The 25,217-nt window shown below is 41.5% G+C and carries 23 protein-coding genes; 12 read left to right on the plus strand and 11 right to left on the minus strand.

The window, feature by feature from the left end; all coding sequences use genetic code 11:
- The first annotated feature begins 19 nt into the window (after nucleotides 1-19).
- From PJIAN_RS06780 to PJIAN_RS14780, 10 genes are all read left to right on the plus strand, one after another.
- On the plus strand, nucleotides 20-1,318 hold the full coding sequence (locus PJIAN_RS06780; RefSeq protein WP_236714387.1) for a TolC family protein: 1,299 nt from the start codon (nucleotides 20-22) through the stop codon (nucleotides 1,316-1,318).
- Nucleotides 1,319-1,536: 218 nt separating this feature from the next.
- Nucleotides 1,537-2,901 (plus strand): histidine--tRNA ligase, encoded by a 1,365-nt coding sequence (gene hisS / locus PJIAN_RS06785; protein ID WP_068703405.1) that lies wholly within the window; start codon nucleotides 1,537-1,539, stop codon nucleotides 2,899-2,901.
- A gap of 276 nt (nucleotides 2,902-3,177) precedes the next feature.
- Complete coding sequence (locus tag PJIAN_RS06790; RefSeq protein ID WP_068704632.1) at nucleotides 3,178-4,476, plus strand: cytidylate kinase family protein; 1,299 nt, start codon at nucleotides 3,178-3,180, stop codon at nucleotides 4,474-4,476.
- 513 nt (nucleotides 4,477-4,989) lie between these two features.
- On the plus strand, nucleotides 4,990-6,036 hold the full coding sequence (locus tag PJIAN_RS06795; RefSeq protein WP_068703407.1) for a pentapeptide repeat-containing protein: 1,047 nt from the start codon (nucleotides 4,990-4,992) through the stop codon (nucleotides 6,034-6,036).
- Between the two features lie 191 nt (nucleotides 6,037-6,227).
- Nucleotides 6,228-7,085 (plus strand): DUF4747 family protein, encoded by an 858-nt coding sequence (locus PJIAN_RS06800; RefSeq protein WP_172795586.1) that lies wholly within the window; start codon nucleotides 6,228-6,230, stop codon nucleotides 7,083-7,085.
- Entirely contained in the window at nucleotides 7,078-7,671 is a 594-nt protein-coding gene (locus PJIAN_RS06805; RefSeq protein ID WP_068703411.1) for a hypothetical protein, read from the plus strand. Before PJIAN_RS06800 ends, PJIAN_RS06805 begins: the two co-directional genes overlap by 8 nt.
- A 159-nt stretch (nucleotides 7,672-7,830) precedes the next feature.
- Complete coding sequence (locus PJIAN_RS06810; RefSeq protein WP_068703413.1) at nucleotides 7,831-9,315, plus strand: alpha/beta hydrolase; 1,485 nt, start codon at nucleotides 7,831-7,833, stop codon at nucleotides 9,313-9,315.
- Nucleotides 9,316-9,606: 291 nt separating this feature from the next.
- Entirely contained in the window at nucleotides 9,607-10,215 is a 609-nt protein-coding gene (locus tag PJIAN_RS06815; protein ID WP_153802507.1) for a hypothetical protein, read from the plus strand.
- A 41-nt stretch (nucleotides 10,216-10,256) separates the two neighbouring features.
- Nucleotides 10,257-11,678 (plus strand): MBL fold metallo-hydrolase, encoded by a 1,422-nt coding sequence (locus tag PJIAN_RS06820; RefSeq protein ID WP_068703417.1) that lies wholly within the window; start codon nucleotides 10,257-10,259, stop codon nucleotides 11,676-11,678.
- 12 nt (nucleotides 11,679-11,690) lie between these two features.
- Entirely contained in the window at nucleotides 11,691-11,846 is a 156-nt protein-coding gene (locus PJIAN_RS14780) for a YqaE/Pmp3 family membrane protein (RefSeq protein WP_084252315.1), read from the plus strand.
- A gap of 97 nt (nucleotides 11,847-11,943) precedes the next feature.
- Here PJIAN_RS14780 and PJIAN_RS06825 read toward each other — a convergent pair whose 3' ends face one another.
- The 7 genes from PJIAN_RS06825 to cysS form a co-directional block, all read right to left on the minus strand.
- Entirely contained in the window at nucleotides 11,944-12,489 is a 546-nt protein-coding gene (locus PJIAN_RS06825; protein ID WP_153802508.1) for a hypothetical protein, read from the minus strand.
- Between the two features lie 260 nt (nucleotides 12,490-12,749).
- The gene (locus tag PJIAN_RS06830) at nucleotides 12,750-13,253 is read right to left on the minus strand and encodes an OmpH/Skp family outer membrane protein (RefSeq protein ID WP_068703421.1); all 504 of its coding nucleotides are present in this window, start codon (nucleotides 13,251-13,253) and stop codon (nucleotides 12,750-12,752) included.
- A 44-nt stretch (nucleotides 13,254-13,297) separates the two neighbouring features.
- The gene (locus tag PJIAN_RS06835) at nucleotides 13,298-13,813 is read right to left on the minus strand and encodes an OmpH/Skp family outer membrane protein (RefSeq protein ID WP_068703423.1); all 516 of its coding nucleotides are present in this window, start codon (nucleotides 13,811-13,813) and stop codon (nucleotides 13,298-13,300) included.
- A gap of 39 nt (nucleotides 13,814-13,852) precedes the next feature.
- Nucleotides 13,853-16,498, minus strand: coding sequence for an outer membrane protein assembly factor BamA (gene bamA, locus PJIAN_RS06840; RefSeq protein ID WP_068703425.1), 2,646 nt, complete (start codon nucleotides 16,496-16,498; stop codon nucleotides 13,853-13,855).
- Nucleotides 16,499-16,537: 39 nt separating this feature from the next.
- Nucleotides 16,538-17,287: an undecaprenyl pyrophosphate synthase gene (gene uppS / locus PJIAN_RS06845; protein WP_068703427.1), complete on the minus strand. Its 750-nt coding sequence runs from the start codon at nucleotides 17,285-17,287 to the stop codon at nucleotides 16,538-16,540.
- A 22-nt stretch (nucleotides 17,288-17,309) separates the two neighbouring features.
- Nucleotides 17,310-18,008, minus strand: coding sequence for a DUF6089 family protein (locus PJIAN_RS06850; protein ID WP_068703429.1), 699 nt, complete (start codon nucleotides 18,006-18,008; stop codon nucleotides 17,310-17,312).
- Nucleotides 18,009-18,237: 229 nt separating this feature from the next.
- A complete protein-coding gene (cysS, locus tag PJIAN_RS06855) occupies nucleotides 18,238-19,707 on the minus strand; it encodes a cysteine--tRNA ligase (protein WP_068703431.1) in 1,470 nt (489 codons plus the stop codon).
- Between the two features lie 271 nt (nucleotides 19,708-19,978).
- Between cysS and dapA the strand changes: the two genes are divergently transcribed.
- Both dapA and frr read left to right on the plus strand, forming a co-directional pair.
- On the plus strand, nucleotides 19,979-20,872 hold the full coding sequence (gene dapA, locus PJIAN_RS06860; RefSeq protein ID WP_068703433.1) for a 4-hydroxy-tetrahydrodipicolinate synthase: 894 nt from the start codon (nucleotides 19,979-19,981) through the stop codon (nucleotides 20,870-20,872).
- Between the two features lie 42 nt (nucleotides 20,873-20,914).
- Nucleotides 20,915-21,475: a ribosome recycling factor gene (gene frr / locus PJIAN_RS06865; RefSeq protein WP_068703435.1), complete on the plus strand. Its 561-nt coding sequence runs from the start codon at nucleotides 20,915-20,917 to the stop codon at nucleotides 21,473-21,475.
- A 59-nt stretch (nucleotides 21,476-21,534) separates the two neighbouring features.
- On the opposite strand, the gene xerD is transcribed toward frr, so the two are convergent.
- The 4 genes from xerD to PJIAN_RS06885 form a co-directional block, all read right to left on the minus strand.
- Nucleotides 21,535-22,437, minus strand: a complete 903-nt coding sequence (gene xerD / locus PJIAN_RS06870) for a site-specific tyrosine recombinase XerD (protein WP_068703437.1) — start codon at nucleotides 22,435-22,437, stop codon at nucleotides 21,535-21,537.
- Between the two features lie 41 nt (nucleotides 22,438-22,478).
- Complete coding sequence (locus tag PJIAN_RS06875) at nucleotides 22,479-23,372, minus strand: DUF8429 coiled-coil domain-containing protein (protein ID WP_068703439.1); 894 nt, start codon at nucleotides 23,370-23,372, stop codon at nucleotides 22,479-22,481.
- A gap of 198 nt (nucleotides 23,373-23,570) precedes the next feature.
- Nucleotides 23,571-24,134: an L-threonylcarbamoyladenylate synthase gene (locus PJIAN_RS06880; RefSeq protein ID WP_068703441.1), complete on the minus strand. Its 564-nt coding sequence runs from the start codon at nucleotides 24,132-24,134 to the stop codon at nucleotides 23,571-23,573.
- Nucleotides 24,135-24,150: 16 nt separating this feature from the next.
- On the minus strand, nucleotides 24,151-25,203 hold the full coding sequence (locus tag PJIAN_RS06885) for a glycosyltransferase (protein ID WP_068703443.1): 1,053 nt from the start codon (nucleotides 25,201-25,203) through the stop codon (nucleotides 24,151-24,153).
- Nucleotides 25,204-25,217 lie beyond the last annotated feature (14 nt).

The raw sequence follows: 25,217 nt of genomic DNA on the forward strand, positions 1-25,217 counted from the left end.
CCATTAACACATGCATCTCATGATAAAGAAAATTATACTGATCGGCCTGATCTTCCTTCCATTGACCTCTTTTGCACAAAAGGCATGGACGTTGGAACAGTGTGTCGATACTGCCTGGAACAACAACCTGAAGATACGGCAGCAGCAAAATACGGCACAAAACCGCGAGATCAATTACCGGCAGGCACGCCTCAACCTCCTGCCCAACCTCAACGGGTCGATTGGTCAAAGTTTTGTATTTGGACGCTCGCTAACGGCGGCCAACACCTATGCAAGTTCCAACTCGAAGCAAACTTCGTTGAACCTGTCGAGCAACGTAACACTGTTTGATGGGCTGCGAATGAAGTACAACATCGATGCCCGGAAGGCCGACTGGATGGCATCCAAAGCCGATTTGGACAAAATACAAAAAGATATCGCCCTGAGCGTGGCCACGGCTTACATGCAGGTATTGCTCAACAAAGAGCTGCTGCAAATTGCCAACGATCAACTGGCATTGACCAAAACAAAGATAGAACAGCGTAAGGCACTGGTTTCCAACGGAAAAATGGCCGAAGGCGAACTGTACGAATTGCAGGCGCAGGCTGCCAAAGAGGAGTTGAGCCGCACGCAAAACGAGAACGCGCTGAAACTGTCGCTGCTCGATCTGGCTCAGATCATGGAGATCGATAACTTTGAACAACTGGATGTGGTAATACCGGAAAACCTTATCGACAAAAACGCGATGATTCTTTCCGCACAAACGATCTACGAGAGCGCCATCACCCATCGTCCCGAAATCAAAAGCGCCGAGTACCGCCTGTTGAGCGGATCGAAAGATGTACTGGCTACCAAAGCTGAGCTATATCCGGCATTGAGTTTCGGAGTCAATTCGGGAACCGGGTACTACAACATGAGCCGTGCCAGCAACGACGCATTCGGGAAACAGTTGAAAAACAATCTCACAACATCCGTTGGGCTGACACTCTCTATTCCTATCTTCAACAAGTGGGACGTACAAAACCGGGTGAAGATTGCGCAAAATAACGTAGAAAACAGTAAGCTCGACATCCAGAATACCAAACTGGAGATGAAGAAGTCGATTCAACAGGCCTACTACAATGCGCTGGCAGCACAAAGTCGCTGGGAAGCTGCTCAGAAATCGGAGGTAGCCAGTCAGGAAGCATACCGTTTTGCCAACCAAAAGTACGAAGCCGGACGGGCATCGGTCTACGAACTCTATCAGGCCAAAAGCAACCTCACACAGGTGCTTTCTGAAAAGACACAGGCCAAATACGAATATGCCTTCCGCGTAAAAATTCTGGAATTGCTGAAATGAAATTGATTTGAAAATGTGGAAATTTGAAAATTTGAAAATGGAATCTGCGTTTCGATAATTTTCAATACTGAATTTAAGGGTACTGTAGGGGACTAAGCAAAAGGATATGCTTTTGAAGCAGCTCGCTTGTCACTATCCGACCGTTTGCCTTAATCCTCAAATCTCCACATTTTCAAATTTTCAAATTGTTTCCGTACCTTTGCGGAAAATTTTCAGCGATGCAAAAACCCTCCATACCCAAAGGAACGCGCGACTTTTCGCCCGAAGAGATGGCGAACCGCAACTATATTTTCAACACCATCAAGTCTGTTTTTCAACTCTATGGCTTTCGCCAGATCGAGACCCCCGCACAGGAGAACCTTTCTACCCTGATGGGAAAGTACGGCGAAGAGGGCGACAAGCTTTTGTTCAAAATATTGAATTCGGGCGATTTTGCCGGTGGCGTTGCTGATGAAGAGTGGGCTGCCAAGAACAGCGTGAAGCTCACATCAAAGATCTCCGAAAAGGGACTTCGTTACGACCTCACCGTTCCTTTTGCCCGTTACGTGGTGCAGCACCGCGACCAGATCACTTTTCCTTTCAAACGTTACCAGATTCAGCCTGTATGGCGCGCCGATCGTCCGCAAAAAGGGCGCTATCGTGAATTCTACCAGTGCGATGCGGACGTGGTAGGAAGCAATTCATTAGTAAACGAAGCCGAACTGCTACAGATGATCGACGAGGTATTTCATCGCCTGAGCATCAACGTTACCATTAAACTCAACAACCGCAAAATATTGGCCGGCATTGCCGAAATCATCGGACAGTCAGACAAAATAGTCGACATCACCGTAGCCATCGACAAACTGGATAAGATCGGACTCGACAACGTGAACGCCGAACTGATCGAAAAAGGCATTCCGCAGAATGCAATCGACCGACTGCAACCGGTACTGTTGCTTCAGGGTAGCAATGCCGACAAACTAACCACTCTGAAAACAGTTTTGGCGGCTTCGGAAACTGGTCTGAAAGGTGTAGAGGAGTTGGAAACCATCTTCGATCTGGTATCGTTGACTCAGGTAGCCACCACCATCGAACTCGACCTGACGTTGGCTCGTGGTTTGAACTACTACACCGGTGCCATCATCGAGGTGAAAGCGAACGACGTGCAGATCGGCAGCATCAGCGGTGGCGGTCGTTACGACAACCTCACCGGCGTATTCGGCATGGACGGCGTTTCGGGCGTGGGCATCTCCTTCGGTGCCGACCGCATCTACGACGTACTCAACCAGCTGAACGGTTTCCCGGCTATGTCGGAAGAGAACACACGCCTGTTGTTTATCAACTTCGGCGACAAGGAACAACGTTTCTGCCTGCCGTTGCTGAAAGCCGTACGCGCAGCCGGTATCAATGCCGAAATCTTCCCCGAAGCGGCAAAAATCAAGAAACAGATGAGCTATGCCGACAGCAAAAAGATCCCCTTCGTGGCTATTGTCGGCGAAAACGAAATAAACGCCAATGCCATTATGCTCAAAAACATGACGAGCGGCGAACAGCAATTGGTTCCGGTCGACGAGTTGGTCGACAAGATGAACGCTCAGTAAAAGATAGAGAAAGGATAACAGTTGTTATCCTTTTTTTATATCACAAAATATTTATGATCAGTGCAATTTTCTAATCTCAGATAGAACAGGAGCAGAGCTCTGTCGTCTTGGTAGCGAAAAAATTATCTAAGTTCGGGAGAGGGGCGTAGCCCTGACATCTGGAAATAAAGATGTATTAATTTTCAAAGAGAGATCAGAGCTACGCTCCTCTGATAGATTCCACGCATAATTGCTACAAAGAATACAGGGCTAACGCCCCTACAATCGGAAATGGATATGAAGCAGGAAGGATTGGTAAAAAGATGTGTATTGTTGATAGCAGGGCTGTTTATTATGGCTCTCGGCGTAGTGTTGTCGGTCAAGGCAAACCTGGGTACTTCGCCCATCTCCGCCCCACCCTACGTCTACAGTCAGGCTTTTCCGCTTACGATGGGCACCACCACCATTCTGATGAACATGGGGCTTATTCTGCTGCAAATCGTGCTGTTGCGCAAGCAATACGAATGGATTCAGCTCACGCAGATCATCGCCGTCTCCGTTTTCGGACTCTTCATCGACCTTACCATGCCGTTAGTCTCCTGGATTCACACCTCCAACTATTTCGTGCAATGGGCACTCTGCTTGTTGAGCTGCGTGGTGCTGGGCTTCGGGGTCTTTCTCGAAGTAAAAGCGAAGGTAACCTACCTTGCCGGTGAGGGATTGTCGCTGGCTCTTGCCAAGGTGTTCCGGCTGGAGTTCGGCAAAGCCAAAGTAAGTGTCGACTGCTCGTTAGTCGTACTTGGCGTGGCGAGCTCTTTTCTGCTGTTGCACCGACTGGAAGGAGTGCGCGAAGGCACGGTGGCGGCGGCACTCTTAGTGGGTACCATTGTCCGCTTTTATGCTAAACACGTTGCGTTTATCGACAAATGGCTGGGCAACAAACCTGTTGAAGCAGAAAAAGCGCCTGCCGTAAGCGCTACCGAACCTAAACCACAACTTGTCATCACCATTGCCCGCGAATACGGCAGCGGCGGACACGAAATCGGTGAGATACTGGCACGCAAATTAGGCATCGCATTCTACGACAGCAAACTGATCGACCTCACGGCACTCGAAGGAGGATTTACGCCGGAGTATGTGAAGGAACACGAACAGAAGCTGGCGAATACGCTGCTCTACGACCTGTACGAGCAGAACTATGCCTACGTCAATGAAGAGATGCCGCCGCTCGACTCGCTCTTTATGGTGCAGAGCAAGGTGATACGCGACATTGCCGCACGGGAATCATGCGTCATTGTAGGCCGCTGTGCCGACTTTATCCTCAAGAGCCAGCCCACTTTCAACGTCTTTGTACACGCCGGGAAAGAGTTCCGCATCGACCGCATTATCCACAACTACCGCATTGCACCCGAACTGGCCGCGAAAGAGCTGGAACGCAAAGACCGCGAACGCATCAACTATTGCCGTCGCTACACCCACAAAACATGGGGCGATGCGGCGAATTACCACCTCACCGTCGACAGCTCGCTATTCGGCACCGAAGCCTGCGCGGACCTGATTATCGACTCCGTGCAACGGTGGAGACAAAGCCGGTAGTAGCTTGCTATTCCTCTTACCTCGTTTGATACAGGGCAAGGCTCATTTTGTTTTAAAATGATTTGCTTTACCTGTACACTGATTTTGTATCCCCCAACAAACCATTTGGTGCGCCATCCCACTCCGGCGATCAAACAACCCATCAATTTAAAGAATATATTCTTTTTGTATGTTAATTATTTGTAGTACGTTTGCATTGATGTTTATGATTAGCTGAAAATGAGGAGTGTTCTCTGCTAAATAGTCAATATAATCGGCAAAGGAATTGATCGGAGAAAGAATCCGTTAGACAAATTGGATATAGATTAACAACGAACAAATTGCATCATTAACAAGTTGGACATGTTCAGTAGAACTAAAAACCAAAATTTCATATTTATCTAATCATAAAATTATTAGACAATTTAACACAGTAGATAAAAGCGATATATGTACAGTTTACTGAACATATCAAAATATCAACTCAACCTTTCTACGTGTTAGGTGGAATTATAAAAAAAACAGATTCAAGGCATGAATATAGTCCTTATACCAATTATAACATTAATAGTTCTATTTTTAACATGGGTGATTGTTCCAAAAAAATACGTAGAAAGGTTTTTTGGAAAGAAACAAAATCCAGCGGAGATATTGAAATATATAGGTGTTATTGTAGGATCTATCATTGTTATTTGCACCCTTTATAATGCGAATGAAACAAATAACTTAACACGTAAAGGTCAATTAGATAATCGATTTATTGAAGCGTCTAAACTTTTATCAAGTGAGAATAACTTTGAGAATATTTCAGGAGTTTACACGCTTAATAGAATTGCGAAAGAAGCCTCTACTGATGAATCCCAAAAAGGATATTCGGTTTTAATCAAAGAAATACTATTTACGTTTTTACGTGAAAACAGCGATCCTATTCTAAAAGATGATATTTTAATTAATGTTCAGTGTAGAAAAAAGAAATTTGTTTTCCAACAAATTATAAAATTACTTTTCGACAAGGAAAATGATTTTTATATGTCCTCTGACAAAGATTTGAGTTCTTGTTGTTTCTCTGAATTGAGCTTAGAAAACTTCAATTTTAATGGTTTCGTCCTCGTTAGTAGTGATTTTAGTGATTCTAATTTGGAAAGGTCAACATTTGATAATTCAACATTACTGGGGTCTATTATGGTTTCTTGTAATTTAAAATCAGCTTCATTGAAAAATGTAGAATTAGATTTAGTCAATTTAGAACAGGCTTATCTATCGAATGCAAATTTAAGTAACTCAAATTTTTATCAAGCAAACATGAATAGTGTTGTTTTAGATAGTGCAAATCTTTCCAATTCTAATTTAATTAGAGCTGACTTACGTAATGCTTCAATAAGAAAAGCAAATCTAAGTAATACAAACTTTAGTTTTGCTGATTTAAGAGGTGCTGACTTTTCTAACGCAATTCTTTCAAATACAGACTTTAGTTATGCTATTATAGACAAAACAACTAATTTTAAAAACACAAAATTGGAAAAGTATCCAATATCTAGAATTACTGAATCAGGCAATTCAAAAAAGCTGACAAAGAATTAGAACAACAAATAACTGCACCTAACACACGCCTATGTCCATTGTCTGGCTGACGTGCATTCAGCGGTCTTTGCTCCCGCATTCACTTTGTCGTTTCACGACAGCGAATGCTCCCGCAAACCGCCAAATGCCCATAGCCTCGGTCGTTATGCACAAGAGTAAGAAAAATACAAACCAATTAAATCAACATGAATATGGCAATCGCAAGAATCAAAAGACGTAGTTTCAACATTTCAATGTTCAATATCAAGATCTCGCCAAGAACAAACGACGAAAATTTCACTCAACGTTATGTAGATTTAATCAAAAAACTACACTCTGAAAATATAGCAATTAAAACGAGAGGTGAAAAATATATGGAATTGAGAACTTTAAACTCTTATGACAACGACAAAGTGTTATTTGGAAAACTGACTTATTATACGATTCTTGACGGTAACGATTGGTATAATAAACGTTCAAAAACCATTGAAAATGTAGAAATTGAAGATGATTTATATCCTAATGCAAAAGAAATTGAATATTACTTTATTCCCGAAGCACACCGTTTTTGTTTTATCAACAAAACTAATGGTATTGCAATGTCTCAAATTGAAGTTTTTTTATCTAAGGCTTTACCCATGCTTGTAAGCGAAGATAAAACTGTAATTGTAACTCAAGAATTAACTGAAGATATAATAGATAGAATAATTTCTGCAGCTAAGATTTTTAGACTTGAAATTGACCTATCTTATTCAAATAATGATTTATCAGATGACTTTGAAGAGTTACTTGACAATGATTTAAGAGATGGACATGTTAGAAATATTAATTTATCCGCAAAATCATTTAAATCACAAACAATTGATTTAGAAAATAGCAAATTCCTAAGTGCTGCATTAAAACTGTCACAAAGTAATGGGTACGCCGAAGCAACTATTGAAAATACAGATGGTAAAAATGAAAATGTTGCAACAATTGAATATCCGAGAAAAGAATTAATACACTCTACTGAAGGTAATGAACATATCGATGTATTAACAAAAATACTAAGACTATTTAGAAATGGATAAGAAAACTAAAAACTTTGGTATCAACGCAATTTTAAAACTATATGATTTGAGATTGCTATGGAAAGGAGCTAAATATCCATTAATATTTACTGTAATTATAGTTAGCATTTTTCTTTTTGTTGGTGAGATAGATAAAGAAATAATCAAATCTGTTGTTGATTTAATTCTTTCTATAATTCCAAGCTTGTTGGGTTTTGTCCTCAGTGGATATGCATTATTGATTGGATTTGGCAATATTGAAATTATTGCCAAAAGGAGACAGACAGAAGTTGACAAAGAAAAACCAACATTATATCAAAAAGTTAGTACAGTCTTCGCAGTTGCTCTTATCATGCAAATAGTATTGTTGGTTTTTACATTTATACTTAAAGTACTTTTGCAAGTTGATTTACCTTGCATCTTTGACAACTGCATTGCATGTGAAATTGTGAATTATATTGTTTTTATACTCTTGATTTTTGGTTTACTTTATGTGACCGTTATGATAAAAGACTTGGTGGTAAACATATTTAATTTCAGTCAGATTCAACATTTTTTTATTAACAAAGCTCCAGATCCAACTAACACAACAACAGAAACCGAATAAAGGAAAACTCCATAACATACGCCTATGTACATTGTCCGTATCGGCGGATCTGCGCTCCGTCGCCGCAAAAGAGTATAAGGATCTGTGATCCTACAAAGAACAGTACATGAAAATTCAATCCGGTATAAATAACATTTGTTCTTCAATAAAAAACACCCCATGAAAAAACTCACATTACTTTGTCTTGCCGGAATGTTCTGTTCGGCACTGGCATCGGGTCAGGTGCCTGCACTCAGTGACTTCAAAACGGAACCGGTTACAGTGACTACCGGCTACTCGCTGAAATTCCACTCGAATATTCTCAACGAAGATCGCACCATCAATATCTCCCTGCCGGAGGGCTACGAGAAGAGCTCTAAGAAATACCCGGTGCTTTACATGCTCGATGCGCAGTGGAACTTCAATCACACGGCACAAAACCTCGGCTGGCTCTCCAATTCCGACATCAAGAGCATCCCGCAAACTATTGTGGTGGGCATCGTAACCGGCGGCGACAGGCGCGAACACGACCTTACCCCGACACCGGGCAACAGCCACAAGGACGGCGGCGCCGACAGCCTCTACCGCTTCATCAAAGAGGAGCTGATACCGTTTGTGGAGAAAAATTACCGCACCTACAACTACCGGCTGTTGGGTGGCGTGTCGTACGGGGGGCTGTTTGTGATGAATGCCTTTGTAAAAGATCCGCTCTATTTCAACGCATACCTCTCCCTCAGTCCGAGCATGTGGTGGGACAACAATATCATGTTGAACAAAACACAGGAGCTGCTCGCCAAAACGCCCGACTTCCCCACTCGGCTCTACCTGACCATGGCCAACGAAGGGCTGTCGATGGGTGTCGATTCGCTGGACGCGCTGCTAAAGAAGTATGCTCCCAAAAACTTTGCCTGGAAATTCGACAAGCACCCCGACGAGGTACACAACACCATCCATTTCAAAGGCATCTGGGACGGCATAAAATTTCTGCTGGCCGACTGGCATTACCCCTTTATCGATTTCGGCACAAAGGAAAAGCCATTTTCGGTTCCCGGCGGAACGGAGTCTACACCAGTATCTCCTAAAACGGTAAAGCTACCGGCTACGGCTCTTGCCGGTTGCAGCGGTCTCTATCAGGATTCGTTCGGCAGGCTACTATCGCTAACCAAAGCCGACAACACCCTGCAACTGTCGTGCGAACAGCTAACTCCGCTTTCGCTCTACCCCGAAGCACCAAACCGCTTCTTTCTTCCGGCCAATGCTGCGCTTGAGGAGCTCCATTTGAAAAATGCACAGATACGGTTCGAATTTCCGAAGAACGACTCGCTGGTGATAACCACAAACGGAAAAATCGAGTGTACTGCAAAAAAGTTGACCCACGCTCCGCTAGTAACATTATCCGACGAGGCTTTACAACAGTTTGTGGGAAGCTATACCTCTTCGGTACCCAATAACAATTTCCGAATTGCGAAGAAAGAGCATACATTGATGCTTTACGTCGATACCACACCTTTCACGTTGTATACGATGAGCGCCAACAAACTCTTTGTTTTTGTCAACGGCATGGGATTGGAGCTGGAGTTTTTGAAAGACGCCTCGAACAACACTACCAAAATAAATGTCACCAAAGACGGCAAAATTATGATGGAAGCAAAAAAGACGAATTGAGCCAGCCATCCAATATTCGTTGTCAAAACAGCCGCCGATGTTGTAAAACAATAGTCCGGGGATAGCATTTTCATCTATCTTTTCGTAGCTTTGTCTGTATACATATTTCGTACCTACGGCACTCTATGACCATGGAAAGATTCGGCATTCTATAAACCTGCCGTGCCGATGGCACTGAGACAACCATTATTATTCTATTCATATTTAAAGACTAATCCCGTCAGGGATGGCATATTTATAGAAACAAGACCCTAAACAATCCCAAGTCCCATAGGGACGAAACATATATAAATGCAGAAATTTCTCTTCATCTTTATAAGTTTGGCAATGCTCATTTCATGCGGAAAAGCCAAACCAATAGAGCAAATAGATGAATTTGTTTTGTTTGCATATCCGGGCTTCAACTATCTGGATAGCGATCATATTGTATTTGATTCTACATCGCTCAATATTAGGCAATACTTTGAATTAAAGCGGAATCGTTTTATCCACATAGCTAATACTAAGGACTACAAAAGTCAGCCCCTGAAATATGTAGAAAATAATAAAGCGGATACTTTAGGGTTGGAGAGATTGCTAAATCAGGTTTTGATTTCAAAACGCTATAGCCACGAGTACGACTCCAAACCAGGTAGTTGGTACGAAGGATTTATGTATACTCTTTATTATCGAACGTCTTCAAATAAAGAATTTACAATAAATTATTGTCCGGATTATTTGCCTGACAGTCTGAAGGTGTTGCATAATTATATTGTCAACGTGATTAACTGTTATAGGAACCCACATAACGATCAGTTCCAATTTCATGCTATCTCAAAAAGTGTGGCTGGCGATCTTTGGAAAAGACATAAACCTCCGGTAGAGAGTAAGATTGAAGAAGTGAAATTTGAATGGAAGTGAAGTAAAAATATATCATCGTTATCTAACTAAACACCCATACTATGAGAATAAAATTTATCGGCGCTGCCCGCGAAGTAACCGGCAGCAAACATTTGATAACAACCAAAGAGGGAAAGAAAATCCTGCTCGACTGCGGCATGTTTCAGGGGAAAGGAATGGAGACCGACGCCATGAACCGTAACCTCGGTTTCGACCCGGCAGAGATAGACCACATCATCCTGACTCACGCGCACATCGATCACTCGGGATTGATCCCCTACATGTACAACAACGGTTTCGAAGGCTCGGTGATCTGCACCAATGCCACCCGCGACCTCTGTGCCATTATGCTCTCCGACAGCGGCCACATTCAGGAGCTGGATGTGAAGTGGTACAACAAAAAAATGGTAAAAAAAGGGCTACCGACCGTGAGCCCTATTTACAACGATAAAGATGCCGAGGCGTGTATGAAACTCTTTATCGGGGTGGCCAACGACCGTCGCTTCTATTTCAACGACAAAAAAAGCCACAACGGCATCAACGTAAAGTTTACCAATACCGGTCACATGCTGGGCAGTTCGGTGGTAAACCTCGAAATCAAAGAAGGAGATAAGATAATCCGGTTAGCATACACCGGCGATATCGGTCGTCCTCATAACCGTATCATCCAGCCCCCGATGCCTTTCCCGCAATGCGATTACCTGATTACCGAATCGACCTACGGCGACCGTCGGCACCAGGCTGATAAAGAATCAGAAGAAGATTTGCTGCGCATCATCACCGAGACCTGCGTCGACAAAGGAGGCAAGCTGATTATTCCTTCGTTCTCCATCGGGCGTACTCAGGAGATTGTCTTCGTGCTCAACAACCTCTACAACGACGGCCGTTTGCCAAAGATCGACATCTTCGTCGACAGTCCGCTTTCGGTCAACGCCACCGAGGTGTTCCGAATGCATACCGAATGCATGAACGAGCATGTGAAGGAGGTGCTGAAATACGATCCCGATCCGTTCGGCTTCAACACACTGCATTACATCAAAAATGTGGACGACTCCAAAAAGCTCAACGACTACAAGAAACCTTGCGTGATTATCTCTTCGTCGGGCATGATGGAAGCCGGTCGCATCAAGCATCACGTGGCCAACAACATTGCCGATCCGAACAACACCTTGCTGATTGTGGGCTACTGTTCGCCCACCTCGTTGGGTGCGCGCATCCAGCAGCCGGGGCTGAGGGAGATCTCCATCTTCGGTGAAATGCACCCCATCAATGCGAAGATCGAAAAGATAGAGGCATTCTCCGGGCACGGCGATTACAGTGAAATGAGGGCTTTCCTGAGCTGTCAGGATACGGCACAATTGAAGAAAACCTTTTTGGTTCACGGTGAATACAAAACGCAACAGATCTACCGTGATTTTCTCGGGAAAGAGGGTTTTTCAAACATCGAAATTCCAGCTCCTGGAGAGGAATTTGAACTATCGTAAACTAGGGGAAATATGAGTTTATTCAGAGTCATTCTAGCAATTGTTTTCCCTCCGCTTTCGGTACTGGATAAAGGCTGCGGCAGCTTCCTGATCATTTTCCTTCTCACTCTGTGCGGGTGGGTTCCGGGAGTAATCGGAGCATTGATTATTCTCAACAAACGGAAATAAACGAAGATACCGCAACACGCAAAAACGGGATGAACAAAAATACCAATGTATAATTGTTTATCCCGTTTCCATTATGCAGCATGTCAACTTTCTGGCTTTACCTGGTAGCATAAAGCAATATTGCTTCCCCATCATGATCTCCCGTCGTTATCCATCTTGAATTTATCCGGTTTTCAAGATTACATTCGCCTATAATCCGATAGATATGACCACGCCCTAGTTTTTCGCAGAAGTCGTTTCTGGCAATGGTAAACGATTGATAGACGTGATGGGCTCTGCTAAAAAACCGGAATGCTTCACGGCTGAAAGCGCCAACAAAGATGTATTTACCCTCGAAGTATTCAGGACCCATTATGCGTCCATGATTGTTGGGAAACAAAAAATTGCGATCGGAAAGCGCCCGTCTGTGTTCGTCCGGAAGCTGACTTAACCGATTGGTGTCTATCCTTGCATAATACCCGGAAGAATGCCCCTCACGGTCAGTATAGCCTTCTTTCTGACATGCAATCATCAGCTTCCGGATTGATTCTGTCCTGGTTTTAGCAAATGCATCGATAATTACTACATTAATAGGTTCGATAAGTTCCTTATTCTGAAACCGGGTACCCAACCAATCTGCCGGTTTGCCACTGCTTCTTTCCATCCACTTGCCAATTTCGGGCAGTTTGATCTCTTTCAAAGAGTTTGGCTGCGAGTCACAAACACAGAAAGTTAGGAGTAATAGAACGAAAGAAATCAAAGGTTTAAGCATAAGGTAAATAATAACGAATCATACATAACATCAGTTAACTCATTGCAAATATCCGTTAGTTTTTACCATTTTGTATTGCTCTTCCCCAAAAAACAACAAAAAAGCCTGCAACTCAACCGAGTGCAGGCTTTGATATTTTTAGATGAAATCTCTTATTTGATATTCAATTTCTTTTTAACCAAAGGCAGAACATCTACACTCTGATCTGAATGATAAAGAATTGCAGGAACCTGCAAGTCGAAAATGTAAATAAAGCCGTTTTCAAGACCAACGTCGTTGATGGCTTTCTTAATTTTATCAACAATAGGTTGAACTAATTCTTGTTGTTTTTTCTGCAGGTCGTTTTGAGCTGTTTGGTTCAAAGTACTGATACGTTGTTCCATTTCTACAATCTCACTCTGACGAGCTTGCAAGATAGATTGAGGCATGCTATCTTTTTTGTCAACAAATTCTTTTACTCTTTTGTTATACTCATCACGCATTTTGTTGATCTCGTTTTCATAATTTGTAGCGAGATCCTGAAGAGTTTTTTCTACAGTAGCTTTTTCTGGCATTGCATTATACACATCCTGTGAATTGACATGGCCGAATTTATTTTGAGCAAAAGCCATAATAGGTGCAACGCACAAAACCAGCACAATAATTTTCTTAAGCATAAGTTGATTTTTTAATAATGAAAATTTTTCGCAAAAATAGGGATTTATTTTGAATATCCAAGTTTGACTAACACTTCATCGCTTATGTCTATTTTAGGCGATGAGAAGATAATATTCATAGATGAAGACTTATCCAGAATCAGTTGGTAGCCTTTATCGTTTGAAATGGTTTGAATCGCATTATAGACTTCGTCCTGAATAGGTTTCATCAGGCTTTGTCTTTTCTTGTAGAGTTCTCCTTCCGGACCAAAATACTGACGTTTCAAATCCTGAGCTGCCTTTTCTTTTTCTACAATTTCGTTTTCTCTTTTAGTCTTCATCTCTGGCGACATAAACACAACTTCTGTCTGATATGTCTTGTAGAGATTTTGTACCACCTGCATTTTCGCCTCCACTTCCGCCTGCCATTTTTTTGACACCTGGTTTAGCTGCTCATTTGCCGATTCATAGGCTGGCACATGTTTCATGATATACTCCATGTCTACTATAGCAAATTTCTGAGCGTGAGAAAAGCTGAAGGCTCCCATCAAAAACACGAACAAAATAATAAGCTTTTTCATAGTCTTCTGATTTTAGTTGCACATTCAAAAATCTATATTTTAGAACTCTTGCCCGATAATAAAGTGGAAGTGGCTTCCACCATACGAAGTACTTCCGTTAATCTTGTCGAAACCATATGCCCAGTCAATACCCAGCAATCCAAACATCGGAAGGAAGATACGAACACCAACACCAGCCGACCTCTTCAAATCGAAAGGATTGAATTCTTTACCGGAGCTCCAGCAGTTACCTGCATCAACAAATGCAAGGGCATAGATATTGGTTGTTTGTTCCAACACCAACGGATATCGCAATTCAGCTCCAACTCTTGTATATACGTAACCAATCTGTGCACTTTGCAAAGCACCGTTTCTGTAATAAGATGCTGTCGGCGTCAACGAACCGTTTTCATAACCACGTAAACCGATAGTTTCTGTTCCGTAAGTGGTATAACCAGTCATACCGTCACCACCCATGTAGAACGTTTCAAATGGAGAACGTTTGTATTTGTTATAATAGCCAAGGTATCCATATTCAGTTCTTCCCATCAACACAAACGTACGATTGGCATTAGAAAGAGGAATGAAGAATTTACCCTTGAATTTCAGTTTATAGAATTCAACCATATTGTATCGATCCTGATCACTCATTGTAGCTGAGTAGTCCTTGTGATCAAAAGAAGAATACGGAGGTGTAAACTGTCCGGACAAAGTAAAAGTTGAACCACTACGCGTATAGATCGGATTATCTGTTGAATTCCGGCTTAAAACCACATTCAGACTGGCAAGGTTAGCTACACCGTCAGACATAAGGAAATAGCTCCAGTTTTTCAATGAATAACGTTGATATTCAAGACCAAGATTCAACTGAAAATAGTCATCAGGCCATTGCAAACGCTTACCCCAACTTGCAGAAATACCAAATGTATGAATATACTTATCCGGGTCTGCTTCATAAGCATAGCTGTTGCCATAATTATTTCCGTAGCCGCCGTAACCGCCATAATATCCACTTGAATATGAATTATAATAATTACCGAGATAACTTGAATAACGGTTACTTACACCAGTCTGGATAGAATAATATGCCGACAGAGATAATGAATTAGGACGCTTACCGCCTAACCATGGTTCAACAAAAGAAACGCTATACGATTGATAGTAGCTACCGTTAGTCTGACCTGATATAGAAAAAGTCTGACCTTCACCCTCTGGTACAAAACGATAAGTTGACGGTTTGAATAAGTTCTGAATAGCAAAGTTGCTAAACTTCAAACCCAGACTACCTACCACCCCGGTTTGTCCCCATCCGGCAGAAAATTCAATCTGGTCGTTCGATTTGGAAACCAAAGGCCAGCTGATATCAACATTACCTTCTTCGGGATTAGGTTGCACATCCGGCATCAGTTTTTCCTGCTCGAAGTTACCTAATTGAGCTAATTCGCGCATGGTACGCATCAAGTCGGATTCGCTGTAATATTGTCCGGGAACGACATACATTTCACGGCGAACCACATGTTCGTATACGTGGGTATTTCCGCTTATTTTAACATCATTGATTGTGGCCGGTTTTCCTTCATAAAGACGCATCTCGAAGTCAATAGAGTCATTCGCTGTATTAACTTCAACCGGGTCAACATTCATAAAGAGATATCCTTTATTCTTATAGAATTTTCCTACTGCATCTTCATCGGTGGACAAACGTTTGTTCAATAATTTGGCATTGTATGTATCTCCCTTTTTGAGACCCAACACCATGCTCAAATATTCACTCGGGTAAATAGTATTTCCTACCCAAGAAATATTACGTATATAATATTTTTTACCTTCATCCACTTTCAGGTAAACATTAACGCTCTGATCGTCATAACGGGCTACACTATCCCAGACTACAGCTGCATCACGAAAACCTTTTTCATTGTACCGTTCAATGATAAGATTCTTATCTGCGGTGAAATTCTCATCCACAAATCTTTTAGTTTTGAACAGGTTAACCAATTTCGGTTCATTGGTTTTTTTCATTGCGCCTACCACCTGATTAAAGGATAAAGCCTGATTTCCTTCAAGGAATATTTCATGTACTTTCACCTTGCGACCCGGATCGACATCAATGTCAACCGTCACCATTCCTTTTTGAAGGGTATCATTTTTTTGAACGACAGAAACCGTTGCATAACGAAAACCTTTATCATTCAGGTATTTCTTTATCACGGTCACCGCTTTATCTTTCAAATCTGGAGTCAACTGACTACCTTTAATCATTCCGATTTTAGGATCGACATCTTCGATGTACGACTTCTTAAGTCCTGTATAATTAATTTTAGAAATGCGGGGACGTTGCTGAACTACAATTTCTATCCAGACTTTATTCCCTTCTATTTTGGATGCTAAAACTTTTACATCAGAAAAGAAACCCTGTTTCCAAAAACGTTTCAAAGCTCCGGTCAGTTCGTCTCCGGGCACTTTCACCTTTTGACCTACAGTAAGACCTGAGAAGCCTACCAATACATAATCTTCATACATTGAAGAACCCGAAATTTTAATTCCGGCGATTTCGTATTCTCTTGGATTCTGTGAATAATAAATATTCGGGATAGATGCTTTAACTGTATCTTTTGCGGTTTGCTGACTTGTTGCAGGTTGTTGAGCAAAAGCTGTTACGGATAAAATCAGGGAAGTGAACGCGAATAATGTTCGTTTTAACATATGCTTTTTAGATGAAGTATGCGTAAGTAAAATAATCTATCAATCTGTTTTCAGTTGAAGTCCAGTCTTTCCGAAGCGACGTTCGCGACTTTGATAATCACAGATTGCTTCATAAAATTGTTCTTTGTCAAAATCAGGCCAAAGCGTATTCGTGAAGTAAAGTTCGGAATAGGCCAATTGCCACAGTAAAAAATTACTAATGCGCATTTCGCCACTGGTACGAATCAACAAATCAGGGTCCGGTATGCCTTTCGTTGTAAGATAACTGTCAAACATCTTATCCTCAAGGTCTTCAGGCTTTGCCTTGCCGGACTGCACATCCTGACAAAATAATTTTACCGCATTAATTATCTCCCATCTTGCAGAATAACTCAGGGCTAAAACCAAGGTTAAACCTGTATTTTGTGCAGTAATTTCAATACTATTTTTCAATCTTCGTTGTGCATCTTCGGGCAAGCGGTCATGATCCCCGATTGACACTAAGCGCACATTGTTTTTATTTAGATCGGGTGTCTCTTTTTCGATAGTTACTGCAAACAATTCCATTAAGGCCTTTATTTCATCCTCCGGTCTGTTCCAGTTTTCTGTCGAAAATGTATATAATGTCAAATATTCAACTCCAATTTCAGCAGCAGCTGCGGTCACATCGCGCACAGCGCCAATAGCACTTTGGTGTCCAAAAGCACGAGCCATACCCTGTTGCATTGCCCATCGTCCGTTCCCGTCCATTATAATGGCTACATGTCTCGGTACACGGGCTCTGTCTATTGTATCTAAAAATGAACTCATGTTTGTGTTATCTAATTAATAATCAGTATCCTTTTAAGAAACCTGATCTACATTCACATTTCTGTGTATAAATTGCAAAGGTGACTGCAATTGTCAGTGTTGAATAAAAATCGTTATTAAAAGACATATTTTGATTCAACAAATACGGATTATTCAGCTCCGCTACCCCTTCGAGTCTGTCGGACAGAGCTTTATTAATTGTCCATTCCAAATTAAGATCTAATCGGCTACTCAACTTCAGTTTTCCTCCTACCCCGCAACTTAACACAACTGCCCGTGCAGGAGAGATTGGTTCGGAAAGAATGGTTGCATTTTTCTTTTGCCTGCTACAGGCTATAAATCCAACACCCCCTAATATGTAAGGAGTTACTATCGAACTTTCAATGTTGTACTCTGACTGTTCATACGGAAAAAAGTTAAACTCGCCCTGTATGGTTGCAAATAAATAATTGTGATTAAATGCTACCTGATACGTGTCCGAATAACCTTTTATTCCACTGAAAGACAATGCACTCTTTAGTGCTAGTCTGTTATTTAACGGATAACGGACTAAGCCGCCGATAACGCTTCTGTTATAAGCGAACAACTTCTGATTGGCATCGCCAAGGTAAAATGATGTACCTGCAAGAGGACCGATCTCTATCGTGTGCTCAAAATCCTGACAATACGCCAATTGAGTGACACCTAACAGCCCCATCCAAAAAATCAATTTTCGAATCATGTGACTTGCTTTTAGTATTTCACTTCAATAACGTAAAAATGCCCGTCCAAGTATTATTCCAATAAAATTTGCCCACAAAAGTAGCAAATATCTTTCTATCAAAACAGGTGCTCTTTTCTTTTGCCCTGATATTTAACATAAAATCACAAAGAAAAAAATATCCTGTTTGCAGGGCTTTATGGCCTCATTGCTTTTTTTTAATTGCCATCATTGAACCGCTTTCTGCTTTTCAAAGCTTCCATTCAAATCCGTCTTTCGTATCTTTAACATCGAAACCAAAGGCAGCTAACTGGTTACGAATTTTGTCGGCTGTAGCCCAGTCCTTGTTTGCCTTCGCTTCGAGACGAATACTAAGCAACAAGTCTATCGCTTTTTTGTACGCTTCTGTAGAAGAATCCACATCTGAGAGTTGAGTTTTCAAGCCAAGAATATCTTCAATAAAGAGTTTCATAACAGACTTTAACTCATCCAGATCAGCCTGAGAAATAGTTCCCTTGCCATCATGAACGGTATTAATCGCTTTGATAGCTTCAAACAACTGTGCAATTACAACCGGTGTATTCAGGTCATCACACATCGCTGCTTCACATTTATCACACAAACCTGCCACATCCACTGTGGTTTCAGCTCCAGCCTGCAATTTCTGCAAACGTTCATACCCTTCCACCAATCTGGACAATCCTTTTTCCGATGCCACCAATGCCTCGCTGCTAAAATCGACCGTACCACGATAATGAGCCTGAAGAATAAAGAAACGGATAGTCATCGGGCTGAATGGCTGAGTAAGCAATTTGTGATTTCCAGTGAAAAATTCTTCTAGTGTAATGAAATTACCCAGCGATTTACCCATCTTTTGTCCGTTGATGGTTATCATGTTGTTGTGCATCCAGTAACGTACTGATTCGTGGCCGAGGGCTGCCGTCGACTGAGCGATTTCGCATTCGTGATGCGGAAATACCAAGTCCATTCCGCCACCATGAATATCAAATTTTTCGCCCAAATATTTTGTACCCATTACCGAACATTCGAGATGCCATCCCGGAAAGCCATCACTCCATGGTGAAGGCCAACGCATTATATGTTCTGGCATTGCTTTTTTCCAAAGAGCAAAATCAACACTTTTACGCTTTTCGTGCTGACCATCCAAATCGCGTGTTGTTTCCAACAGCTCATCAATATTGCGACCGGACAATTTCCCGTAATGATGGGATTTGTTATACTTCTCAACATTAAAATAAACCGACCCGTGACTTTCGTATGCAAAGCCCGCATTCAGGATATGCTTCACAAACTCAATTTGCTCTATAATGTGACCCGATGCATGAGGTTCAATACTGGGAGGAAGCACGTTAAGCGCTTCCATCGCTTTATGATATCGATTAGTATAATACTGAACAATCTCCATTGGCTCAAGCTGCTCAAGCCGAGCCTTCTTTGCAATCTTATCTTCTCCGGCATCGGCATCGTTTTCGAGGTGCCCCACATCAGTTATATTCCGCACATAACGAACTTTATAACCAAGATGCGTCAGATAACGAAAAACCAGGTCAAACGTAATCGCCGGACGCGCATGTCCCAAATGAGCATCACCATACACTGTAGGACCACAAACGTACATACCCACATGAGGTGCATGAAGTGGTTCAAAAATCTCTTTTTTTCTACTTAATGTATTATAAATAAACAGTTTATTATCCATATCTTTAATGCTTACATCGTATCAAATTGAAATAACAAAGATAACTCATTTTTTTAACCCCTGCAATCAAATATCATACAAGCCTGATTATTAATGCCTTTTATAAAATAAAAGCGCCCAAACAAATCCCTGATATAGTTCTTCTATCCAACAACGCACTTTGTTGTCAGCCATGTGTAAAACTGACAAAAATGCACCAAATTGTTGTATTAAAATGATAGAGAAGCGGCAAAAAAAGTGTACATTTGCACCCGTATTTCTACTATATTGTATGACCAAAAGTAAATTAACCGGGATGGGCGTTGCCCTGATTACCCCATTCAAAGCAGACGATTCGATTGATTTTGATGCTCTTGCAAAACTTGTGGAGCATCTGATAAAAAACGGCACCGATTATCTGGTTGTTTGTGGAACAACAGCAGAAACAGCTACCATGACCAAACAGGAAAGAGATGAAGTTACCCGCTTTGTCATCAGAGTCAATGCCGGAAGATTGCCTATCGTTCTGGGTGTCGGTGGAAACAATACACAAGCTGTAATAGATCAACTTCAAAACGACGATTTGAGTGGTGTCGATGCTATCCTTTCGGTCACACCCTATTACAACAAGCCATCACAGGAAGGTTTATACCAGCATTTCAAAGCAATTGCGACTGCATCCAGACTACCGATTATCCTTTACAACGTTCCGGGAAGAACAGGTGTCAACATGACGGCTGATACAACATTGCGTTTGGCTAATGATTTCAAAAATATCGTTGCAATCAAAGAAGCTTCCGGCATCTTTACGCAAATTGATGATATTATCAAAAACAAGCCTGAAAATTTCGTGGTAATTTCAGGAGATGACGGCATCACCTTTCCTCTGATAACATTAGGAGCTGTTGGTGTAATCTCTGTTATCGGCAACGCTTTCCCATACGAGTTCAGCCGCATGGTGAGACTCGCACTCAACGGCCAATACGATGCTGCTCGTGAAATTCATTATCGTTTCAACGAACTATTTAAGCTCCTGTTTGTCGATGGAAACCCGGCTGGTGTAAAAAGTATCTTATCCGTAATGGGTATGATAGAAAACAAATTACGTCTGCCGTTAGTACCGACTACCATTACAACATTTGAGAAAATACGAGTAGTACTCAACAGTCTGAATGTTAAGTGCTAATCAAAACAAAATTCATATCCTTCACCTAAAATAACAATTGCTATGACAGATGTAAAGGTATTTTTAAAAGCCGCAGAAGAAAAAATGGAAGGTTCCGTACGCTTCTTAGATGAATCGTTGGCTCACATCCGTGCAGGAAAAGCTAATCCCCGTATTCTTGACGGTGTATTCGTTGAATATTATGGAAATCATGTTCCCATCAGCGGAGTAGCTACAGTTACCACCCCTGATGCAAAAACAATCAACATCCAACCGTGGGAAAAAGCGATGATCGCTGTTATTGAAAAAGCTATCATGGCATCCGAAATAGGCATTACTCCTGCGAACAACGGAGAAACCATTCGTTTGGGAATCCCTCCTCTTACAGAAGAACGCCGTAAACAGCTTGCAAAACAGGCTAAACAAGAAGTCGAAGATGCAAAAGTAAGCATCCGTAACGCCCGTCGTGATGCCATTGAACACATCAAAAAAGCAGTAAAAGACGGACTTCCTGAAGATTCTGCCAAAGATGCAGAAAATGATGCTCAGAAGTTGCACGACAAATTTGTAAAAAAAGTAGAAGACATGATGGTTGCCAAAGAAAAGGAAATCATGACTGTGTAATCTTCTCTAAATCTCATAAGAATCAAAAAATGCGAATCGGAACAACCGGTTCGCATTTTTTATTGGGATTCACTCCTAGCATTTCTTGGATGAAAGCTCAACACCGTATCTCTCAGCAATTCAACGTCAATATGAGTATAAATTTCTGTTGTCATAATCGACTCATGCCCCAAAAGCTGCTGAATAACCCTGAGATTTGCACCTCCTTCGAGCAAATGAGTCGCAAATGAATGTCGGAATGTATGTGGACTAATATTCTTCTTTATTCCTGCCATTTGGGCAAGCTGTTTGACAATCGTAAAAATCATCACCCGGGTCAGCTTTGCTCCCCTCCGGTTTAGAAACAGATAATCTTCAAAGCCTTTCTGAATCTTCATTCCGTTACGAATTATCAGCCACAATCTCATTTGATTTTCAGCTTCTTCAGACAAAGGAACCAAACGCTGCTTGCTACCTTTTCCTTCCACCTTCATAAAAGAATGCTCAATATCGATATTCGAAAGCTGTATGTCAATCAATTCGGAAACCCGCAAGCCCGACCCATACATCATTTCTATAATGGCTCTGTTGCGTTGCCCCTCTGGCGTAGATACATCAATAACATCGACGATGGAATTGATTTCTTCGACTGAGAGAACTTCCGGCAAATGAAGACCTATTTTGGGAAGCTCCAGTAATTCGGTAGGATCATCTTCCAGTTTATTGGTCAGTATAAGAAAATTATAAAACGATTTTATACCGGAAACGATACGCGCCCGGGAACGGGGAGAAATACCCAAATCAGACAACTCTATCAAAAAATCCTGCAAGTGGTCGATGCGCACAGTCAAAAAATCGACATGGGCATCCGTAAGAAAGCTCAAAAGCTTTTCTATATCACTCAAATAAGCCGATACCGTATTAGAAGATAACGACTTTTCGAGTTGAAGGAATGCTTTATATTCTCTTAATACCGGTTGCATAGGAACCTGTTTACCGGATGTTATCTGATTTCAATGAAGTTTTATTTGGCTAAACGAAAGCTGGCTTGACCGATCAAATTGCCATCTGCAAAAAGGTCTACTCTGTAAGAACCCGGAAACAACAATTCATTGACTTTCCAGTAAAGCACATCAGAAAGATCTTCGCCCTGATATTCAATAGTTTTTTTACAGGAGAATTGAATCTGACGGTTCTCAAATGGAAAAACATCACCTTGACTTCTGGCAAGGACTCCGTTATCAGGAGTCATGATCCGTGCATATACATGCTTATTTCCGGGAGCTGCAGTAACATTTTTGGCAATCGTAAAATTGATCTTTATAGTCGTAGTTTTATTGACTTTATCGGTTTTTTTATTGCGATCTGTCAACGTCTCGACACTTAGCGATTTCACATCCAGTCGTGCAGCACGAGTCACCTTTTCTTCAAGAGAGCTTTTTTCCTTTGACAATTGTTCCACATGCTGCGAAGCCTGATTGAATTTTTGCTTTACTTCCTGGTTTTCCGCTGTCAACACCTGATTTTGATGATTCAAAGAATCTACCATTATCACGTATTGCCGCAACACTTTACGTACAGTTGCAAGCTCCTGTTTCAATTGGTTAATCTTCTGAACATCTGTCACTCTAACCGTTTTCAGTTCTTCCATCAATGACTGAATACGTTGTTTCTGTTTCACAATCTGGTGGGCAAGAGAATCATTGGTTGTCTTAAACTGCAAACCGTCGGTCGATTTGGCAAAATCCTCATATTCCTGTTGCAATTGACTCTTTTCATACGTCATCTGTGCAACCATTCCTTTCATTTCCGAATCTTTATCCGAAGATTTCTTCACAAAGAAAACAAGTGCGATTACCAATCCAAGAACCAATGCCCCTACACTACCATAAATTATAATATTTTTTCTTCCAGCCATAATGTATAAAACTTTGAAAAACAGACATTTTACAATCGCAGATTAATTCTTTTTCCAACCTGCGAATCAGAGTACAAAAGTAGAAATATTGTGCGATACTTCAAACAAAAAGCGCCCTGCATGCTACTTAATCCCGAGAATAAAAAAGTGGCTGATATTTCAGAAATATCAGCCGCAAATGGAGAACTATTCTCAATATTATTCACGAATAACCTTAACAAGGCTCCCCGGACCTAGTTTGATAATTGAAGAAGGAGCTGGCTCCGACAGATCATCCTGACGATATTGTACGACATAATCGACCGCATCGATAATTTCCTGTGAAATCTGCGCAAAGTTGCGCGGAGTCGGCACACCGCTAATATTTGCAGATGTAGATACGATCGGACGACGAAACATTTCACACAACTTTTTTGAAAAGTCTTCATTAGACACTCGTATACCTATGCTTCCATCATCACCCAGTAAATTTGCAGCCAGATTTTTTCCTTGCGGATAAATTATTGTCAATGGTTTGGCACTCATATCTATCAGGTCATAAGCAAGATCAGGAATTTCAGATACGTAAGCCTGCAACTTTGCGGTACTATCCATCAGAACAAGCATAGCTTTATTATCAGCTCGCTGCTTAATTTCGTAAATACGTTTTACCGCTTCTTCATTTGTTGCGTCGCAACCCAATCCCCACACAGTATCCGTCGGGTATAAAATAACGCCTCCTTTGCGCAGTACATCTATCACATGCTTAATTTCCTGTATCATTTGTCTATATTTTTTATTATTTCCATTTCACCTTACAGAATAATCCCGGAACAGTAACGTAAAGTACATAAAAAGGGTACAACATTGCTAATGGAATTATCTTGCTTACAAGTTGTTTCCCGTTAAAAAACGATGCAAAATTAAGTACGAACAATGCATCTGCGAGCGTTTTACCCGTCCAACAGATCAATGCCTGTTGCCACAGACCAAAAAGCAACAGAAAAAGAGGCATAACAGTTACTGCAAACGTAAGTAATCCAAGTAGAATTACGCTAACATCCCTATAGGATTTACTTTTTGACACCCATCTCCTTCTTTGATTTCTAAATTGTTCTATGGTCTCATTAGGCTCTATGGTCACCATGGCATCCTGAGACTTTAAATAGCGGATAGGCTCTCCCTGTTTTTTACAATACATCATAAAAAACATATCATCTCCCGAAGGTTCTTCCATCTTCAAATCGCCAAAAGATCTCAGCCACACTTCTCTCCTGAATGCCAAGTTTGCGCCATTACACATCGTTGGATGACCCAGCAAAGCCGACCCGGCAGTAACCGCGGCCAAAGAGAGAAACTCTACCGCTTGCAGCTGCTGCCAGCAAGTATGATTAGAAATCATACGAACTGGGGCTATAATCAGAGAAGGGTTATATGTAACAAAGCAGGAGGCAATAGCTTGCAACCATGTATCAGACACATGACAATCGGCATCTGTACAAACAATATTATCACATATAGCCGCTTCAACACCGCATTTAAGTGCTTGCTTCTTCCCTATCCCTGTATTCTGTATCAACCTGACATCTGGAAAGGATGAAACAATTTCCGCTGTTCTATCACTGGAATTATCATCAACAACAATAATTTCCTTCGCTTTATAGGATTGTTTTTCAATATCTCTTAGTAATGAGCCAATCTTTCCCGCTTCATTACGGGCACATATCACAACAGAGAGGTCTGTTCGCACATTGCCAATTATTTTTTCTCTCTTTGTTTTCTGCCATGCATAAACACAACAGCACAAAAATAAAGCATATAAACACAGCAGCAAATAGAGAAACAGCATCATTATAAATTTTCCCA

The organism is Paludibacter jiangxiensis, from assembly GCF_001618385.1.
Taxonomy (GTDB): Bacteria; Bacteroidota; Bacteroidia; order Bacteroidales; family Paludibacteraceae; genus Microbacter; species Microbacter jiangxiensis.

Excerpts from the sequence above, each read along its gene's own strand:
- PJIAN_RS06850 (WP_068703429.1), bottom strand. The coding sequence starts at position 18,008 with ATGATTCGAAAATTGATTTTTTGGATGGGGCTGTTAGGTGTCACTCAA.
- PJIAN_RS06880 (WP_068703441.1), bottom strand. The coding sequence starts at position 24,134 with ATGATACAGGAAATTAAGCATGTGATAGATGTACTGCGCAAAGGAGGC.
- PJIAN_RS06790 (WP_068704632.1), top strand. The coding sequence starts at position 3,178 with ATGAAGCAGGAAGGATTGGTAAAAAGATGTGTATTGTTGATAGCAGGG.
- PJIAN_RS06820 (WP_068703417.1), top strand. The coding sequence starts at position 10,257 with ATGAGAATAAAATTTATCGGCGCTGCCCGCGAAGTAACCGGCAGCAAA.
- PJIAN_RS06780 (WP_236714387.1), top strand. The coding sequence starts at position 20 with ATGATAAAGAAAATTATACTGATCGGCCTGATCTTCCTTCCATTGACC.
- xerD (WP_068703437.1), bottom strand. The coding sequence starts at position 22,437 with ATGCAACCGGTATTAAGAGAATATAAAGCATTCCTTCAACTCGAAAAG.
- PJIAN_RS06805 (WP_068703411.1), top strand. The coding sequence starts at position 7,078 with ATGGATAAGAAAACTAAAAACTTTGGTATCAACGCAATTTTAAAACTA.
- PJIAN_RS06825 (WP_153802508.1), bottom strand. The coding sequence starts at position 12,489 with ATGGAAAGAAGCAGTGGCAAACCGGCAGATTGGTTGGGTACCCGGTTT.
- PJIAN_RS06875 (WP_068703439.1), bottom strand. The coding sequence starts at position 23,372 with ATGGCTGGAAGAAAAAATATTATAATTTATGGTAGTGTAGGGGCATTG.
- PJIAN_RS06885 (WP_068703443.1), bottom strand. The coding sequence starts at position 25,203 with ATGATGCTGTTTCTCTATTTGCTGCTGTGTTTATATGCTTTATTTTTG.
- hisS (WP_068703405.1), top strand. The coding sequence starts at position 1,537 with ATGCAAAAACCCTCCATACCCAAAGGAACGCGCGACTTTTCGCCCGAA.
- frr (WP_068703435.1), top strand. The coding sequence starts at position 20,915 with ATGACAGATGTAAAGGTATTTTTAAAAGCCGCAGAAGAAAAAATGGAA.
- PJIAN_RS06830 (WP_068703421.1), bottom strand. The coding sequence starts at position 13,253 with ATGCTTAAGAAAATTATTGTGCTGGTTTTGTGCGTTGCACCTATTATG.
- PJIAN_RS06835 (WP_068703423.1), bottom strand. The coding sequence starts at position 13,813 with ATGAAAAAGCTTATTATTTTGTTCGTGTTTTTGATGGGAGCCTTCAGC.
- cysS (WP_068703431.1), bottom strand. The coding sequence starts at position 19,707 with ATGGATAATAAACTGTTTATTTATAATACATTAAGTAGAAAAAAAGAG.
- PJIAN_RS06800 (WP_172795586.1), top strand. The coding sequence starts at position 6,228 with ATGGCAATCGCAAGAATCAAAAGACGTAGTTTCAACATTTCAATGTTC.
- PJIAN_RS14780 (WP_084252315.1), top strand. The coding sequence starts at position 11,691 with ATGAGTTTATTCAGAGTCATTCTAGCAATTGTTTTCCCTCCGCTTTCG.
- dapA (WP_068703433.1), top strand. The coding sequence starts at position 19,979 with ATGACCAAAAGTAAATTAACCGGGATGGGCGTTGCCCTGATTACCCCA.
- PJIAN_RS06795 (WP_068703407.1), top strand. The coding sequence starts at position 4,990 with ATGAATATAGTCCTTATACCAATTATAACATTAATAGTTCTATTTTTA.
- bamA (WP_068703425.1), bottom strand. The coding sequence starts at position 16,498 with ATGTTAAAACGAACATTATTCGCGTTCACTTCCCTGATTTTATCCGTA.
- PJIAN_RS06815 (WP_153802507.1), top strand. The coding sequence starts at position 9,607 with ATGCAGAAATTTCTCTTCATCTTTATAAGTTTGGCAATGCTCATTTCA.
- uppS (WP_068703427.1), bottom strand. The coding sequence starts at position 17,287 with ATGAGTTCATTTTTAGATACAATAGACAGAGCCCGTGTACCGAGACAT.
- PJIAN_RS06810 (WP_068703413.1), top strand. The coding sequence starts at position 7,831 with ATGAAAAAACTCACATTACTTTGTCTTGCCGGAATGTTCTGTTCGGCA.